The organism is Lysobacter yananisis, from assembly GCF_031199375.1.
GTDB lineage: Bacteria > Pseudomonadota > Gammaproteobacteria > Xanthomonadales > Xanthomonadaceae > Lysobacter > Lysobacter yananisis.
Genome location: NZ_CP133568.1, coordinates 2,291,171 through 2,306,714, shown reverse-complemented (window position 1 = coordinate 2,306,714; position 15,544 = coordinate 2,291,171). Strand labels below are relative to the sequence as shown.

11 protein-coding genes and 2 pseudogenes are annotated in these 15,544 nt (G+C 69.4%); 6 read left to right on the top strand and 7 right to left on the bottom strand.

Annotated features, from left to right (window positions below):
- Positions 1 to 106 precede the first annotated feature (106 nt).
- The gene (locus RDV84_RS09715; protein WP_309153252.1) at positions 107 to 2,206 is read left to right on the top strand and encodes a hypothetical protein; all 2,100 of its coding nucleotides are present in this window, start codon (positions 107 to 109) and stop codon (positions 2,204 to 2,206) included.
- Between the two features lie 328 nt (positions 2,207 to 2,534).
- Positions 2,535 to 4,655 carry a hypothetical protein gene (locus tag RDV84_RS09710; protein WP_309153251.1) on the top strand — a complete coding sequence of 707 codons (2,121 nt, stop codon included), beginning with the start codon at positions 2,535 to 2,537 and terminating at the stop codon, positions 4,653 to 4,655.
- 201 nt (positions 4,656 to 4,856) lie between these two features.
- Here the strand turns inward: RDV84_RS09710 and RDV84_RS09705 are convergent, their stop codons facing one another.
- Positions 4,857 to 5,885 (bottom strand): aldo/keto reductase, encoded by a 1,029-nt coding sequence (locus tag RDV84_RS09705; protein WP_309153250.1) that lies wholly within the window; start codon positions 5,883 to 5,885, stop codon positions 4,857 to 4,859.
- Positions 5,886 to 5,993: 108 nt separating this feature from the next.
- Here RDV84_RS09705 and RDV84_RS26160 point away from each other — a divergent pair.
- Positions 5,994 to 6,050 (top strand): annotated as a pseudogene (locus RDV84_RS26160) (DUF6053 domain-containing protein); the annotation flags it as partial.
- Between the two features lie 15 nt (positions 6,051 to 6,065).
- Here RDV84_RS26160 and RDV84_RS09700 read toward each other — a convergent pair.
- Positions 6,066 to 7,238: a lactonase family protein gene (locus RDV84_RS09700; RefSeq protein ID WP_309153249.1), complete on the bottom strand. Its 1,173-nt coding sequence runs from the start codon at positions 7,236 to 7,238 to the stop codon at positions 6,066 to 6,068.
- Positions 7,239 to 7,415: 177 nt separating this feature from the next.
- The gene (locus tag RDV84_RS09695) at positions 7,416 to 8,105 is read right to left on the bottom strand and encodes an SIMPL domain-containing protein (protein ID WP_309153247.1); all 690 of its coding nucleotides are present in this window, start codon (positions 8,103 to 8,105) and stop codon (positions 7,416 to 7,418) included.
- Positions 8,106 to 8,259: 154 nt separating this feature from the next.
- Between RDV84_RS09695 and RDV84_RS09690 the strand changes: the two genes are divergently transcribed.
- Together RDV84_RS09690 and RDV84_RS27320 are read left to right on the top strand one after the other, a co-directional pair.
- Positions 8,260 to 8,514 (top strand): DUF3297 family protein, encoded by a 255-nt coding sequence (locus RDV84_RS09690; protein WP_057949257.1) that lies wholly within the window; start codon positions 8,260 to 8,262, stop codon positions 8,512 to 8,514.
- A 24-nt stretch (positions 8,515 to 8,538) separates the two neighbouring features.
- Positions 8,539 to 8,586: pseudogene (locus tag RDV84_RS27320) on the top strand (DUF6053 domain-containing protein); the annotation flags it as partial.
- Here RDV84_RS27320 and RDV84_RS27315 read toward each other — a convergent pair.
- Positions 8,571 to 9,107 carry a tetratricopeptide repeat protein gene (locus RDV84_RS27315; protein ID WP_309153246.1) on the bottom strand — a complete coding sequence of 179 codons (537 nt, stop codon included), beginning with the start codon at positions 9,105 to 9,107 and terminating at the stop codon, positions 8,571 to 8,573. The pseudogene RDV84_RS27320 and the gene RDV84_RS27315 overlap by 16 nt on opposite strands.
- A gap of 278 nt (positions 9,108 to 9,385) precedes the next feature.
- Here RDV84_RS27315 and RDV84_RS09680 point away from each other — a divergent pair, with 278 nt between their 5' ends.
- Entirely contained in the window at positions 9,386 to 11,038 is a 1,653-nt protein-coding gene (locus RDV84_RS09680) for a vWA domain-containing protein (protein ID WP_078997788.1), read from the top strand.
- Positions 11,039 to 12,058: 1,020 nt separating this feature from the next.
- Here the strand turns inward: RDV84_RS09680 and RDV84_RS09675 are convergent.
- The 3 genes from RDV84_RS09675 to RDV84_RS09665 all read right to left on the bottom strand — a co-directional run bounded on the left by RDV84_RS09675 (position 12,059) and on the right by RDV84_RS09665 (position 15,489).
- The gene (locus RDV84_RS09675) at positions 12,059 to 13,429 is read right to left on the bottom strand and encodes an amino acid permease (protein WP_309153245.1); all 1,371 of its coding nucleotides are present in this window, start codon (positions 13,427 to 13,429) and stop codon (positions 12,059 to 12,061) included.
- Positions 13,430 to 13,771: 342 nt separating this feature from the next.
- The gene (locus tag RDV84_RS09670) at positions 13,772 to 14,533 is read right to left on the bottom strand and encodes an ABC transporter permease (RefSeq protein WP_057949260.1); all 762 of its coding nucleotides are present in this window, start codon (positions 14,531 to 14,533) and stop codon (positions 13,772 to 13,774) included.
- On the bottom strand, positions 14,530 to 15,489 hold the full coding sequence (locus RDV84_RS09665) for an ABC transporter ATP-binding protein (RefSeq protein WP_309153243.1): 960 nt from the start codon (positions 15,487 to 15,489) through the stop codon (positions 14,530 to 14,532). Before RDV84_RS09665 ends, RDV84_RS09670 begins: the two co-directional genes overlap by 4 nt.
- Positions 15,490 to 15,544: the final 55 nt, after the last annotated feature.

Genomic DNA, 15,544 nt, shown 5'->3' with positions numbered 1-15,544 from the left:
ATGTTTCGCGTTCTTCTATCTTGCGGCCCGCGGTAGCCGTGCGCGGCACCGCCCCGCATCGCCCGGACGCATGAAGCGTCCTGTCCCCCGACGAAGGACCGAACCCATGAGTGGACTCAGCAGTGTGCAGTGGCAGGCGCTCCGCAGCCTGCCGGAAGACGATCGCGCCGGCATCCTCCAGCCCGCCGCGCAACCCACGCCCAACGAACCCTCGCCCGCGCCCCCGGTGGCCGCGGCGATCGCGCCGGCGCAGGCGCGATCGGCCGCCGAAGCGGTGCGCGCGATCAACGCGCTGCCGCTGCCGACGCAGGACGACCTGCGCGGCCTCGACGCGCAGACCGCGCAATCGCTGTACCAATCGCGCGTGGTCGAATTCAACAAGACCCGCGGCGGCGAAGCGCAGTCGGCGCTGGAGCGGCTCACGCCCAAGCGCGACGGCGCCGGCAATGCCGACAACCATTACGCCCAGACCCTCGCGGAGTTCGACAAAGACCCCTACGTGGTCGAGCTCAAGCGCATCGTCGACGAGTGCCGCCAACCCGCCGCGCAACTGCCTGCCTACCTCGAACGCGCGCAAGGCGCGCAGGCGCCGCTCGGCCAGGACGCGCTCGCCGGATTGCAACCCGACGCGATGAAGCAAGCGCTCGATGCGCTCGGCGTGGACCTGCCGCCGGATCCGACGCCGGCGCAGATCGCCGCCGGCTACGAACTGCTCGCGACCGTGCCGCGCGATCTGCTCGCCTACGCGATCAATCCGGGCATGTCGGTGAGCTATGCCGGCGAAGTCGGCGCGCCGATGCCGTCGGCCGGCGGCGTGCGCCCGCAGGTTCAGTTGGCGGTCGAAGGCAAGGTCGAGCTGTCGGATGTGCAGACCGGCGTCGGCTTCCAGCAGACCCAGCAGTTCAAGGCCTCGGTGCAGATGCAAGGCGAGACCGGCGTGGAGGCCGGCAAGGCCGGGCCGCTGCATGGCCTGCACCGCTGGAGCGAACGCCTGGGCCTGGTGTCGGAAGGCGCGCAGCGGCTGATCGCCGACTCGCCGCGGTTGCAGCGGGCGATGCGCGAGGAGAAGCTCGCCGGCAGCTACACCGACTTCGCCGGCGCGCGCCTGAGCTACGAAGCGACGGTGACGCCGGCGCAAGGCCAGCGGCTCGATCAGGGCGACCTGGCCGCGCTGCCCAATCCGCTCGACCCGTTGGGCATGCCCGAAGGCACTTCGGTGCTGATGCGTGGGCAGCAGCTCAAGGGCCACGAATTCGAATTCAACTACCGCTATTACGGCGGCGGCAAGGAAAGCCGCACCGAACTGGAAGGCGCCGGCTTCGGCGTGCGCAAGCTCGAAGGCGCGCTGGTGGAGGTCTATGCCGGACCGATCAAGACCGCCGAGAACGCGTCGTATCTCGGCCTGGGCAAGGTCGGCACCGCCTCGGTCGGCTTGAGCATGGAAAACTCGGCCGAGACCCGCTCGCTGCACAGCGCGCGCATCGACCTGTCGACCCAGGAAGGGCGCGACGCCTACCAGGCGTTCATGAGCGCGGGCAAGGTGCCCGACTGGAATCCGCCGGGCGTGCAGCGCTCCGGCAAGACCGAGGTGTTCAACGCCGAGGACGCCAAGCGCCTGGGCATCGAGTTGGGGCCGATGTCGCTGGCTCTGGGCGGCAACAGCCAGGTCACCCTGACCCGCAACACCTGGCAGGACGGCAGCGCCGATTGGCAGGCCAGTTACCAATCCGCCGGCGGCATGGCGACCGAACTCAAGTGCCGGATCGGCGCCGACGGCAAGGAAGCGCCGGGCAGCAGCCAGTGGACGCTGACCCTGGCCGATACCGATCCGACCCTGGCCCGCTATTTCAACGCCGCCTTCGATCCCAAGCAGTTGGGCCGGCAGTTCGAGCACCGTCAACACCTGCAGATGCAATTCAGCGACGACCAGTTGCTGGACCTGCGCGAGCGAGCGCGGCAGGCCGTGGTCGCGGACGGCGGCGCGGACGGCGAACAACGCCTGCGCGATCTGGATGCGGGGCGCGGCGTGCTCGGCCCCGGCGACGTGATCGAGAAGATCGCCGTCGCCGACACGCCCGACGAAGTGTTCGCAACGATCTCCAGCAATGGCGACACCGGCCACGTCGCCCCCGCCCTGTTGGCGATCGTGCGCGCCGGCGACGATGCCCCGCTGCTCGGCGGGTTCACGATGAAGCAGGCCGGCTGAGCGCGGTGGCGGGCCGGGTCGCGGCGGCGCGGGCGCCGCGCGGCTCGGCCCGGCGTCGGACTGCGACGCCGCTGCGAGTGCGTTGCCGCGGCCGCGACGGACTCGCGACGCGACGGCCTGGGACGCGGCCGCTCGCGCGCGGCCGCGCGGACCCGGTGGTCCGAACCCGCGCGCCGGCTCCGACATCGGCTGTCGTGCCTGCCGTGGTGACGGTTGTCATGTCTGTTCCAGTTCTAGGGTTACCCCCAGTTCCGAACCTGAACACGCGCTCTTATCGTGGCGGCCTGGGCGCTTCGCGGCGCCCCCAAGCCAAGACGAGGGATCAGCGATGAGCGGCATCGACGGCGTCAACTACCAACTGTTGCGCAACCTGCCGCCGGAAGACCGGCAGGCCATCCTCGACGCCGCCAAGACCCAGGCCGCGCCGGCGCCGGAACCTCCGCCGCCGCCCCCGCCGCCGCCGCCGGCCCCGCCGCCGCAGGACGCCAAGACGCCCGAAGAAGCGGTGCGCGCGATCCACGGCCTGCCGCTGCCGAAGAACAGCGACCTGTCCTCGAGCATGCCCTCGCAGGTCTACGACTCGATCTACCGGCCGCGCGTGAGCGAGTTCAACACCACCCGCCGCACCGAAGCGCAGGCGGCGCTGGACCGGATGGAGCCCAAGCTCGAGGACTTCCGCAACAGCGGCCTCAACGGCGCCACCGCCAACTACGAGTACCAGCAGTCGCGCGACGCGTTCGACAGCAATCCCTACGTCAAGGAATTGCAGCGCATCGTCGTGGAGGCCACCGACAAGCCGACCGACGTGCCGGCCTACCTGACCAACAGCGGCGACGCCAAGCCCAGCGAAGTCGCCAAGCTCGATTTCCCGACGGTGCGCGGCGCGCTGGAAACCCTGGGCGTGCAGTTGCCCGACCAGCCTACGCCCGAGCAGGTCGCGTCCAGCTACGAACTGCTCAAGCTGATGCCCGGCGACGTGCTGTCGTACGCGATCAACCCCGGCATGTCGGTCACCTACAGCACGCCGGTCGTCGGCATCGGCACGCCCGGCGTGGTCTCGCCGCAGCTCAAGTCCGACATCGTCGCCGAGGGCAAGGTGGAACTGTCCGACGTGCAGACCGGCGTGGACTTCCAGCAGACCCAGCAGTTCAAGGCCTCGGTGCAGCTGCACACCGAAGCGGGCGTGGAAGTGGCGAAGACGCCGCTGCAAAAGCTCTACAAGTACGCCGACCGTTTCAACCAGGTGCCCGACGGGGTCAAGGAGCTGGTCGACAACTCCAAGCTGCTCAAGGCCGCGCTGAAGGCGCCGCCGGTGCTCGGCCACTACATGGAGGTCGAAGGCACCCGGCTGAGCTACGAGGCGACGGTGACGCCCGAGCAGGGCGCCAAGCTCGACAAGGGCGACATGAGCGGCATGCCCAATCCGCTCGATCCGCTGGCGATGCCCGAAGGCACCTCGGTGCTGATGCGCGGGCAGAACCTGACCGGCTCGGATTTCGCCCTGAACTACAAGTCCTACGTCGGCATCGGCGGCACCCACACCGAACTCGACGGCGCCGGCTTCGGCGTGCGCAAGGTCGACAGTTCGGTGGTCGAGGTCTACGCCGGCCCGATGGAGACAGTGGAGAACGCGACCATGTTCGGCCTGGGCAAGGTCGGCTCGTACTCGATCGGCCTGAGCGTGGAGACCAGCAGCGAGACCCGCTCGCTCAACACCGCGCGCATCGACCTGTCCACCCAGGAAGGCCGCGACGCCTACCAGGCGTTCATGAGCGGCGGCAAGGTGCCGGACTGGAACCCGCCGGGCGTGCAGCGCTCGGGCACCACCGAAGTGTTCAACGCCGAGCACGCCGCGCGGCTGGGCATCGACCTGGGCCCGGTGTCGATGGGCATCGGCAACAGCAGCCAGCTCACCATCACCCGCAACGTGTGGCAGGACGGCACGGTCGACCAGACCAACAGCTACCAGTCGATGGGCCAGACCACCGACGTGCAGTTCCAGGTCGGCGCCGACGGCAAGCCGGTCAAGGATTCCACCCAGTGGACCCTGGTGCTGCCCAACACCAGCGACGTGGCCGCCTCGTACTTCAACTCGTCGTACCACCCCGAGCAGCTCAACAAGAAATTCGACGGCGACCAGCACCTGCAGTTCGAATTCACCGACAAGAACCTGATGGCGCTGCGCGACCGCGCCCGCGAGAGCGTGGGCAACATCGGCGGCGAACAGCATGGCGGCGAGCGCCTGCGCGACCTGGATTCGGGCCGGATCACGCCGTTCCCCAACGACCTGAGCGAACAGATCGCCATCGCCAAGACCCCGGACGAAGTGTTCGCGGCGATCTCGCGCCGCGGCCAATCGGGCTGCGAGGATTTCGTGTCGATGATGATGTGGGGCGACCAGCGCGACACCAAGTTGCCGGGCACGTTCACGCTGAAGGACGCGGGCTGAGGTTGCGGATCCTGGGGAGGGTCGCGAAAACGCCCGGCATGCCGGGCGTTTTCGTTTTTCGCCGCGCACCGCAGCCCCTGTAGGAGCGGCGCAAGCCGCGACCGCGACAACGCAACTACGACGAAACTTGCAACGCGAGCGGACGCCCCGCGGTCGCAGCTCGCGCGGCTCCTACAGGTAGATTACGCGGCGCCGCGAGATTCACACCGGCGAGGGATTGCGCTCGGCGAAACCGGCCTGGTGCCAGTACGGATAAGCCTTATCGCGCGCGCTCGCGGCGTCGAGCGTAGCCACTTGCTCGGGGGTAAGATTCCAACCGACCGCGCCGAGGTTCTGCCGCAGTTGTTCCTCGTTGCGCGCGCCGATCACCACGGTCGCCACGGTCGGCCGCTGCAGCAGCCAGTTCAGCGCGATCTGCGGCACGGTCTTGCCGGTCTGCGCGGCGATTTCGTCGAGCGCGTCGACCACGCGGTACAGGTACTCCTGCTCCACCGGCGGTCCCATGTCGGCGGTGGCGTGCAGGCGGCTGGTGTCCGGCAGCGGCTGGCCGCGGCGGATCTTGCCGGTCAGGCGGCCCCAGCCCAGCGGGCTCCACACCACCGCGCCGACGCCCTGGTCCAGGCCCAGCGGCATCAGCTCCCATTCGTAGTCGCGGCCGATCAGTGAGTAATAGGCCTGGTGGGCGACGTAGCGGCTCCAGCCGTGGCGCTCGGCCAGGTCCAGCGACTTCATCAGATGCCAGCCGGAGAAATTCGACACGCCCAGGTAGCGCAGCTTGCCGGCGCGGACCAGATCGTCGAGGGTCGACAGCGTCTCTTCGATCGGCGTGCGCGCATCGAAGCCGTGCAGTTGGAACAGGTCGATGTAGTCGGTGCCCAGGCGCTTGAGCGAGGCGTCGACGCTGCGCAGCAGGTGTTGGCGCGAGGAGCCGACCTCGTTCTCGCCGTCGCCGAAGCGGAAGGTGGCCTTGGTCGAGATCAGGTAGCTGTCGCGCGGGCGGCCCTGCAACGCTTCGCCGAGGATGGACTCGGCCGCGCCGCGCGAATAGATGTCGGCGCTGTCGAACAGGTTGACGCCGGCTTCGAGCGCGATGTCGAGCAGGCGGCGCGCCTCGGCCACGTCGGTCTGGCCCCAGGCCTTGAAGAAATCGCCGTGGCCGCCGAAGGTGCCGGTGCCGAAGCTGAGCACCGGCACGCGCAAGCCGGAGCGGCCGAGATAACGGTGTTCCATGCCGCACTCCTGAGATGAGGGGAGAGCGCCATTGCACGCCATCGGCGGCGCGCGCGGCAACCGCGCCGGCGGGACGATGCGTTGTCGCCGTGCGGCGCCCCCGCTCCTGTGGGAGGGCCTTCAGGCCCGATGCCTTCCGATCAAATCGCCGCAGCCCGACGCAACAGCCTCAAGCTACGGTTACCGCGAAGGCCCCGGCACGAACTTCACGTCCGAAGGCGACACCATCGGCAAGGTCTGCACCGTCGCGCCGAGTTCGCCGCTGGCCGGATCGCGCGCGATCACCACCAGATTGCCGCTGTGCTGGTTGGCCACCACCACATGGCGCCCGTCCGGCGCGAGCGCGAATTCGCGCGGCCCGCGGCCTTCGCTGGCGCGGCGCTGCAGCGGACGCAGGCGGCCGTCTCCGGGATCGACCGCGTACACGGCGATGTGGTTGTCCTCGCCGCGGTTGCTGGCGTAGATGAATCGCCCGTCGGCCGACAGGTGCAGCGCGGCGGCGGCGTTGCCCTGGCGCCGGCCCGGGTCCAGCGCCAGGGTCTGGACGATGCGCAGGCGGCCGTCGTCGTGATCGAGCGCGACGATCTCGCCGCTCATCTCCAGGGTCAGATAGGCATGGCGGCCATCGGCGGAAAACAGCAGGTGGCGCGGCCCGCTGCCGGCCGGCAGTTCCAGCCACGGCGTCGTCGCGGCCAGCAACGGCCGCTCGGCGCTGCGCGCCGGGTCGTAGCGATAGGCATAGACCTTGTCGGCGCCGAGGTCGGCGGCGAACACGTAGCGGCCGTCGGGCGATTGCGCGGCGGCGTGCACGTGCGGGCCGAGTTGGCGCTCGCGATCGGCCTGGCTGGCGCGATGGCCGAGCACCTGCACCGCCGCGCCGAGACGGCCGTCGGCATCGACCGGCAGTACGGCGAGGCTGCCACCGGGGCTCTGCGCACCGGAGTAGTTCGACACGAACAGGTAGCGCCCGTCGCGGCCGAGCGCGGCGTGCGCCGGATCGTCGCCGAGGGTGTTGGCGCGCGACAGCGCGCGGCTGCGGGCGGCACCGCGGCCGAGCGCGAAGCTGCTGGCGCGGCCGACCGGATCGGGCGAGGCCGGGCCGTTCTCGTTGACCGCGAACAGGCGCGCGCCGTCGGCCGAGACGGTCAACCACGACGGATTGTCGGTGACGATGGTTTCCAGCGGCCGCGGATCGATGCGGCCGCTGGCCGGGTCGAAGCGATAGCGGCCGACGCCTTGGCACTGCCCGCCGGTGTAGCAGCCCACCAACAATTCGACCGGCGCGGTCTCGGCGTGGGCGATGGCGGCGCTCATGAGCAGGCTCCAGGCTAGCAGGGCGGAACGCAGGGGCATCGTGGGCTCCGGTGGGCGCGAAGCGTCGATGCTGCCTCAATCGCGGCGTTCGACCAAGGACGGGGTTTGGCGTTCGGGCGGTCGAAGCGACCGGATCCGAGAGCATCGGGGCTGAAGGCCCTCCCACAACAGCCGCTCTTGTGGGAGGGCCTTCAGGCCCGACGCTGTCCTGTCCGCTCAGCGCGAATACTCGAACTCCACCTCCGCCTGCGCCGTCACCTCGCCGGTCTGCGCCGGCGCCTCGGCCGCATAGTCGTACGCGCGCGCGCCGTACTGCCGCGCGGTCGGCGTTTGCGGCGACCACCACGGACGCTCGTCGAGGAACTTCACCGCGCGCGCCCCGCGCAGACGCCAGCCCAGTTCCTGCGCGGTCGCCAGGGCGCGCCGCTGCGCGTCGCGCAGGGCCAGGCGCTGCGCTTGCTCGGTGTACTCGGGCAGGCGTTCGGAGAACGACCGCAGTTCGAATTCGGCCACGCCGGCCTCGGCCAGGGCCTGCTGCAGCCGGACCAGCGCGGCCTCGCCGCGCACGCGCACGGCGAAACGGCTGGAGAAGCGCCATTGCGGCGCCGCCTGGGTCCCGCGCGACTGCAACCGCGGCGGGTCCTGCGCGCGCCCGGCCAGGGCGCCGGCGTGGGCGTCGAGCACCCGCCGCAGCGCCGCCTGCGCCGGCTCGAAGCGTTCGCGCGCGGCGTTCGCGTCGGCGCCGTCGCCGACCGCGGCGAACGCCAGTTCGTACAGGTCCGGCTGCCAGGCCACGCGGCCGAATCCGGCCACGCGCAAACGCCCGCCGGTCTCGATGTCTTGCGCCGCCGCAGCGGCCGGCCACGCCAGCCCCAGCGCCAGGATCCAGGCCGCCGCCATGTTCATGGGCACCGCCCTCTTGGAGGTCGGCGCCATTCTATGGCGCCGCGCAGTGCGCCGGCGTCGCCCAGGCTGGGCCGTGCCGGCGCGCGCGCGTATCCTAGGCGCCGCGCCGGCCGCGTCCGCGCCGGCGCGCAGTCCATCACGCACGAGCGCCGCCATGACCGATACCCCGCCCGACCGCCTCTCCAACGACCCGCGCAGCCCGTTCTACGCCCCTTCCGTGCTCGAACGCGGCATCGGCATCCGCTTCAACGGCGTGGAGCGCAGCAACGTCGAGGAGTACTGCATCAGCGAAGGCTGGGTGCGCCTGCCGGTCGGCAAGTCGCTCGACCGCCGCGGCAACCCGATGACGATGAAGCACAAGGGCGCGGTCGAGGCCTATTACCTCACCGAAGCGCCCGACGCCGAATAAGCCTTCGCCGCCGCGCGAGCTTTCGTGGGAGGGGCTTCAGCCCCGACGCTTTCGTCTCAGGTCGCCGCGACCCGGGCCGGCGGCGTCGGGGCTGAGGTCCCTCCCGCTGCGTTTGCGGGCGCCGCGCGCAGGCCCGCGAGCAATCGGTCCATGTCGGCGGCGAGTTCCGGGATCGGCTGCGGCAGGCGCTGCGCGGCCTCGATCAAGGCGCAGGCGCGCGCCGCCTCGCCGGCCGCCGCCGCGTCCAGGGCGCGGGCGTAGTCGCCCAGCGGCGCCGGCGCGTCCAGCACCGGCCGCAGCCACTGGCGCGCATCGCTCGCAATGCCGCGCATCAGCAGCAGTTGCGCCAGTTGGAAACGCGCGACCACGAATTCCGGCAGCCGCGCCAGCACCGCGCGCAGGCGCTGCTCGGCGCGGTCGTACAGGCCCAGTTGGGCGTGCTGGATCGCCAGCAGGTACTGCGCGTGGACGTTGTCCGGATCGCATTCGAGCACCCGCTGCAGCAGGCGCACGGCCTCGACGTCGCGCGCCTGGGCGATCGCGGCGTGGGCGCGCTGCAGCAGCGCCGTCAGATCGGGACGCGGTTCGGTCATGCGGTGGGCGGAAGGCGACAGGGCGGAATCGGCGCGACGGGCGCGGCCGCGCGTTCCCCGGTGCGCGGCCCCGCCGTGCGGGGGTGCTCATTGTGCCGCGCCGACGGTCCGCGAAAAAAGCGAACTGCGTCATAACGAAAAGCGAAGACGGCTTGGTGTAGCGTCCGATCGCCGCCGTCCAGGGACGGCCCCGCCACCGGCCACGAAGGCCGCGGCGCGGCCCGCACGGCCCGCGGCCTGCAGTTCACCGACGCACAACCGATCATTGGAGGATCACCATGTCGTCGCGTTCCCCGCTCCGCATTCGCCCCCGTTCCCCTCTCCCCGCGCGCGGCCTGCTCGTCGCCGGCCTCGCCGTCGCCCTGGCCCTGGCCGGCTGCAGCCGCAAGGTCGAGCGCGCCGAATCGGCCGATGCCGCCGCCGTGGAGTACGTCTCCGCGCCCGAGCCGCCGATGGCCGCGCAGGCGCCCGCAACCAACACCGAGAACTACGAGAAGATCGAGCCCAACCCGATCCACCGCACCGCCGAACAGCCGGTCTCGACCTTCTCCATCGACGTCGACACCGGCAGCTACGCCAACGTGCGGCGCATGCTCGCCGCCGGCGAACTGCCGCCCAAGGACGCGGTGCGGATCGAGGAACTGGTGAACTATTTCGACTACGGCTACCCGCGCCCGGAATCCAAGGACGTGCCGTTCGAGGTCACCACCGAGCTGGCGCCGGCGCCGTGGAACGGCAAGCGCGTGCTGCTGCAGATCGGCATCCAGGGCTACGACGTGGAGCGCGAGCAGCTGCCGCCGGCCAACCTGGTGCTGCTGGCCGACACCTCCGGCTCGATGGACGAACCCGACAAGCTGCCGCTGCTCAAGCGCGCCTTCGCCCAGTTGCTGCCGCAGCTGCGCGCGCAAGACCGGGTGTCGATCGTGGCCTACGCCGGCTCGGCCGGGCTGGTGCTGCCGCCGACCCCGGGCGACCACGGCGGCGAGATCATGGACGCGCTCGAACGCCTGCAGGCCGGCGGCTCCACCAACGGCGGCGAAGGCATCCAGCTGGCCTACGCGACCGCGCGCCAGGCCTACATCGACGGCGGCATCAACCGCGTGCTGCTGGCCACCGACGGCGATTTCAACGTCGGCGTGGCCAACCAGCAGGCGCTGGAAACCCTGGTCGCCGACCAGCGCAAGAGCGGCATCGCCCTGAGCACGCTCGGCTTCGGCACCGGCAACTACAACGACGCCATGGCCGAGCGCCTGGCCGACGTCGGCAACGGCAACCACGCCTACATCGACAGCGCGCTGGAAGCGCAGAAGGTGCTGGTCGAGGAAATGGGCTCGACCCTGATGACCATCGCCGGCGACGTCAAGGTGCAGGTCGAGTTCAACCCGGCCACGGTCGCCGAGTACCGCCTGATCGGCTACGAGAACCGCCTGCTCAAGCGCGAGGACTTCAACAACGACCAGGTCGACGCCGGCGAGATCGGCGCCGGCCACGACGTCACCGCGCTGTACGAACTGGCCCTGGTCGGCTCCGGCGGCGAGGCCAGCGACCCGCTGCGCTACGCCAAGGACGAGGCGCCCAAGCCCGCCGGCGCGGTCAAGCCCGACGAGCTGGCGCTGCTGAAGCTGCGCTACAAGCGTCCGGGCGAAGACCGCAGCCGCCTGATCGAGAGCCCGCTGATGCGCCGCGACATCGCCGCGCAGCCCGGCGAACGCATGCGCTTCGCCGCGGCCGTGGCCGGCTTCGGCGAGATGCTGCGCGGCGGCGAGCGGCTGGGCCCGGGTTTCGGCTGGGACGGCGTGATCGGCCTGGCGCGCAGCGCGCGCGGGGACGATCGCAACGGTTACCGCGGCGAGTTCCTGCAACTGGCGCAGACGGCGCGCAGCCTGCAGGCCAAGGCGCCGGGCGGCGGGTCCGTCGCGGCCGGCGAGTAAACCGGCGTCGTTGGGACGCATCTGCCGCGCGCTCGGCGGATGCGTCCGTTGCGACGAGACATTCGAATGCGCCGCCTCCGAGGGAGGCGGCTCCGAGGTCGCGAAGCCACCAGGTTCGGGTGTCGTTGCTGTTGCCACTGCTCTTGCAGTTGCTCTTCGCTGTGACGCAACCCCGCCCGAGGCCCACGTCGCCCAGCCCCGGAGGGCGCGCGCATGGATGCGCGCGTGCGCCATGGGACAGGATGTCCCTTATGGCGCAGTCCCGCGCAAGACGCTGGACTTAGTGGCTTGTGACCTTAAACAAGCGTTTTTCTTTGGCTACTTTCTTTTGTCGCGCTGACAAAAGAAAGTAGCTCGGCCGCTTGCGGACGAAAGCTCTTGATAGTGGCTTGTCATCGCGCGACATATCGATAACGGCGAAGGCAGCAGCAAGATCAAAATGGGTTCCGGCTTTCGCCGGAATGACGGGCGAGGGGTTGCGTATCCGACTGTAGGAGCGGCGCGAGCCGCGACCGCGGCAACGCAACTACGACGCAACTTTCGCAATCGCCGCGATGGCGCGGTCGCGGCTTGCGCCGCTCCTACAGGGGGCGTGCCGCGGTGGGCTCTGCGTTTGCGTGTTCGCACGAGTGACGACAAGCGAAGATCAAGAGCTTCCGTCCGCAAGCGGCCGGGTCACTTTCTTTGTCTTAAGCCACAAAGAAAGTAACCAAAAAAAAAGGCCTTGTTTTTTCGGATCAAGAGCCACTATGGCTCATCGTGGCGCGGGGCCGCGCCATAAGGGGCATCCTGCCCCATGGCGCGCATGCGCATCCATGCGCACGCCCTTCGGGGCTGCAGAACGTGTGCTTTGCTTGGGGTTGCGTCCCAGCAAAAAGCAACGGCAACGACAACGGCAAAATCAAAACGGATGGTGGTTTTCGCCGGAATGGCGGCGCAGCTACGGAAGCGCCGCCCTAAACGCAAAGCGGCGCGAGCCGAAGCTCGCGCCGCCTGGGTCCGGCGCCGTCGCCGCGGTGCTCAATCCACCGCTGCGCGCCGATGGAACCCCAACGCGTAGAACAGCACCGTCAACAGGACCAAGAACGCCGGTCCCACGATCAACGCCACCCGGGTGTCCGGGAAATAGGCCATCAGCCCGATCACCAGCACCAGGAACGCCAGCGCGATCCACGAGCCGACCGGGAACATCGGCGCCTTGAACGCCAGCGCATCGCGCTCGGCCGCGCTCAGGCGGGCGCGGAACTTCATGTGCGCCACCAGGATCACGCCCCAGGTCCAGATCGCGCCGAAGGTGGCGATGGACGTCACCCACACGAACACCTTGGCCGGGGCCAGATAGTTCGCCGCCACGCCGATCAGCAGCGCCGCCACCGACACCAGGATCGCCGCGCGCGGCACGCCGCCGGGCGAGGTGCGCGCGAACACCGCCGGCGCCTGCTTCTGCTGGGCCAGGTTGTAGAGCATGCGCCCGGTGCTGAAGATGCCGCCGTTGCACGACGACAACGCCGCGGTGAGGACCACGAAGTTGATGATGCCGGCGGCCTCGCGGATGCCCAGGCGTTCGAAGGTCTGCACGAACGGGCTGCCGGTGGTGCCCAGTTCGTTCCACGGGTACAGCGACAGGATCACGAACAGCGCGCCGACGTAGAAGATCACGATCCGCCAGAACACCGAGTTGATCGCGTCGGGAATCGACTTGGCCGGGTTGGCCGCCTCGCCCGCGGTCAGGCCGATCATCTCCACGCCGAGATAGGCGAACATCACCATCTGCAGCGACATCAGCACGCCCTGCGCGCCGTTGGGGAAGAAGCCGCCGTGCGCCCACAGGTTGGAGATGCCGATGGCCACGCCGTTGTTGCCCAGGCCGAACACGATCATCGCCAGGCCGCCGAGGATCATCGCGACGATGGTCACCACCTTGATCATCGCGAACCAGAATTCGAACTCGCCGTAAGCCTTGACCGTGATCAGGTTGACCGAGCCCATCGCCACCAGCGCGGCCAGCGCCCAGGCCCATTGCGGCGAACCGGGGAACCACACCTGCATGTACACGCCGACCGCGGTGATCTCGGCCACGCAGGTCACCAGCCACAGGAACCAGTAGTTCCAGCCGGTCAGGTAGCCCGACAGCGGGCCGAGGTAGTCGCGCGCGTAGCGGCTGAAGGAACCGGCCACCGGGTTGTGCACCGCCATCTCGCCGAGCGCGCGCATGATGATGAAGATCGCGCCGCCGCCGAGCAGGTAGGCCAGCAGGATGCCGGGGCCGGCCAGCTTGATCGCGTTGGCCGAGCCCAGGAACAGGCCGACGCCGATCGCGGCGCCCAGCGCCATCAGGCGGATGTGGCGCTCGCTGAGGCCGCGGTGGAGTTGCTGGTGGTCGTTGGGCATCCGCGGTGGCTCCGGCTGCGGTCCGGCGCGACGACCGCGCTGCGCTCAACGCGGCCGGGCCGGGACCGCCGCAGCATACTCCGCGGGTCGGGTATACGGCAGGGTTCGGTCGCGACGAATGGCTGCCGCTTTTCCCGGTTTTTCCCGTGTCGGGCGGTTTTCGGTGAGGGCGCCGTCGGCGGCTGCGGCGAAACTCGCGTCTGCGGCGCTCATCCCCTCACCCCGACCCTCTTCCGCAAGCGGGAGAGGGAACACATTCGCAGCGCCGCTCAAAGCCCCTCTCCCGCTTGCGGGAGAGGGGGTGGGATGAGGGACGCGCTCCGACCGACTAGACCGCCGCGTTCAACTCTTGAGCTTGTAGCCGGTCCGGAAGATCCACCACACCACCACCAGGCACAAGACCATGAACCCCGCGGTCATCCCCACGCTCAGCCCGATGTCCACGTCCGACTTGCCGTAGAAGCTCCAACGGAACCCGTTGACCAGGTACACCACCGGATTGAACAGCGACACCGAGCGCCAGAACGGCGGCAGCATGTCGATGGAATAGAAGCTGCCGCCGAGGAAGGTCAGCGGCATCACGATCATCATCGGGATCATCTGCAGCTTTTCGAAGCCGTCCGCCCACACCCCGATGATGAAGCCGAACAGGCTGAAGGTGACCGCGGTCAGCACCAGGAAGGCGATCATCCACAGCGGATGGACGATCTCGAAGTCGACGAAGAACCGCGCCGTGATCAGCATCAGCGTGCCCAGGATCACCGACTTGGTCGCGGCCGCGCCGACGTAGCCGCAGATCGCCTCGATGAACGACACCGGCGCCGACAGCAGTTCGTAGATCGTACCCGACCACTTGGGCAGGTAGATGCCGAAGGAGGCGTTGGAGATGCTCTCGGTCAGCAGCGACATCATGATCAGGCCCGGCACTATGAAGGCCGCGTAGCTGACCCCGCCGATCTCGACCATGCGCGAGCCGATCGCCGAACCGAACACGATGAAGTACAGCGACGTCGACAGCACCGGCGTGGCGATGGACTGCATCAGGGTGCGGAAGGTGCGGTGCATCTCGAAGAAATAGATCGCCTTGATCGCATGCAGGTTCATGCCCGCGCCTCCTGCGCCGCCGTGCGCGGTCGTTTGACCAGTTCGACGAAGATCTCCTCCAGCGAACTCTGCGCGGTGCGCAGGTCCTTGAACTCGATGCCGTGCTCGGCCAACCGCTTGAGCAGCGCGGCGATGCCGGTGTCCTCGGCCTGGGCGTCGAAGGTGTAGACCAGCTCGTTGCCGTCGGCCGACAGCGCCAGCGCGTCGTTGGCCAGTCCGGCCGGCAGCGCGGCCAGCGGCGCCTGCAGTTGCAGGGTCAGCTGCTTCTTGCCGAGCTTGCGCATCAGCGCGCGGGTGTCCTCGACCAGCACGATCTCGCCTTTGTTGATGACCCCGACCCGGTCGGCCATTTCCTCGGCCTCCTCGATGTAGTGGGTGGTTAGAATGATGGTCGTGCCGTTCTCGCGCAGGCGCGACACCATCGCCCACATTTCGCGGCGCAGTTCCACGTCGACGCCGGCGGTGGGTTCGTCGAGGAACAGGATGCGCGGCTCGTGCGACAGCGCCTTGGCGATCAGCACGCGCCGCTTCATGCCGCCGGACAGGGCCATGATCTTCTCGCCGCGCTTGTCCCACAGCGCCAGCTCGCGCAGCAGTTTTTCCAGATAGGCCGGATCGGGCGCCTTGCCGAACAGGCCGCGACTGAAGCGGACCGTGTCCCACACGGTTTCGAACGCGTCGGTGTGCAACTCCTGCGGCACCAGCCCGATCGCCGCGCGCGCGGCGCGATAGTCGCGCACGATGTCGTGGCCGTCGGCCAGCACCCGGCCCTCGCCGGGATTGACGATGCCGCAGACGATGCTGATCAGGGTGGTCTTGCCGGCGCCGTTGGGGCCGAGCAGGGCGAAGATCTCGCCGCGGCGGATGTCCAGGTCGATGCGCTTGAGCGCCTGGAAACCGCCGGCGTAGGTCTTGGTCAGGCCCTGGATCGACACGATGGCGTCGGCGGCGGGCATGGGGGAAGCGGGGGTCTGTGGCGGCATGGCGGCTCCGCGGTCGCCGCGCGCGGCG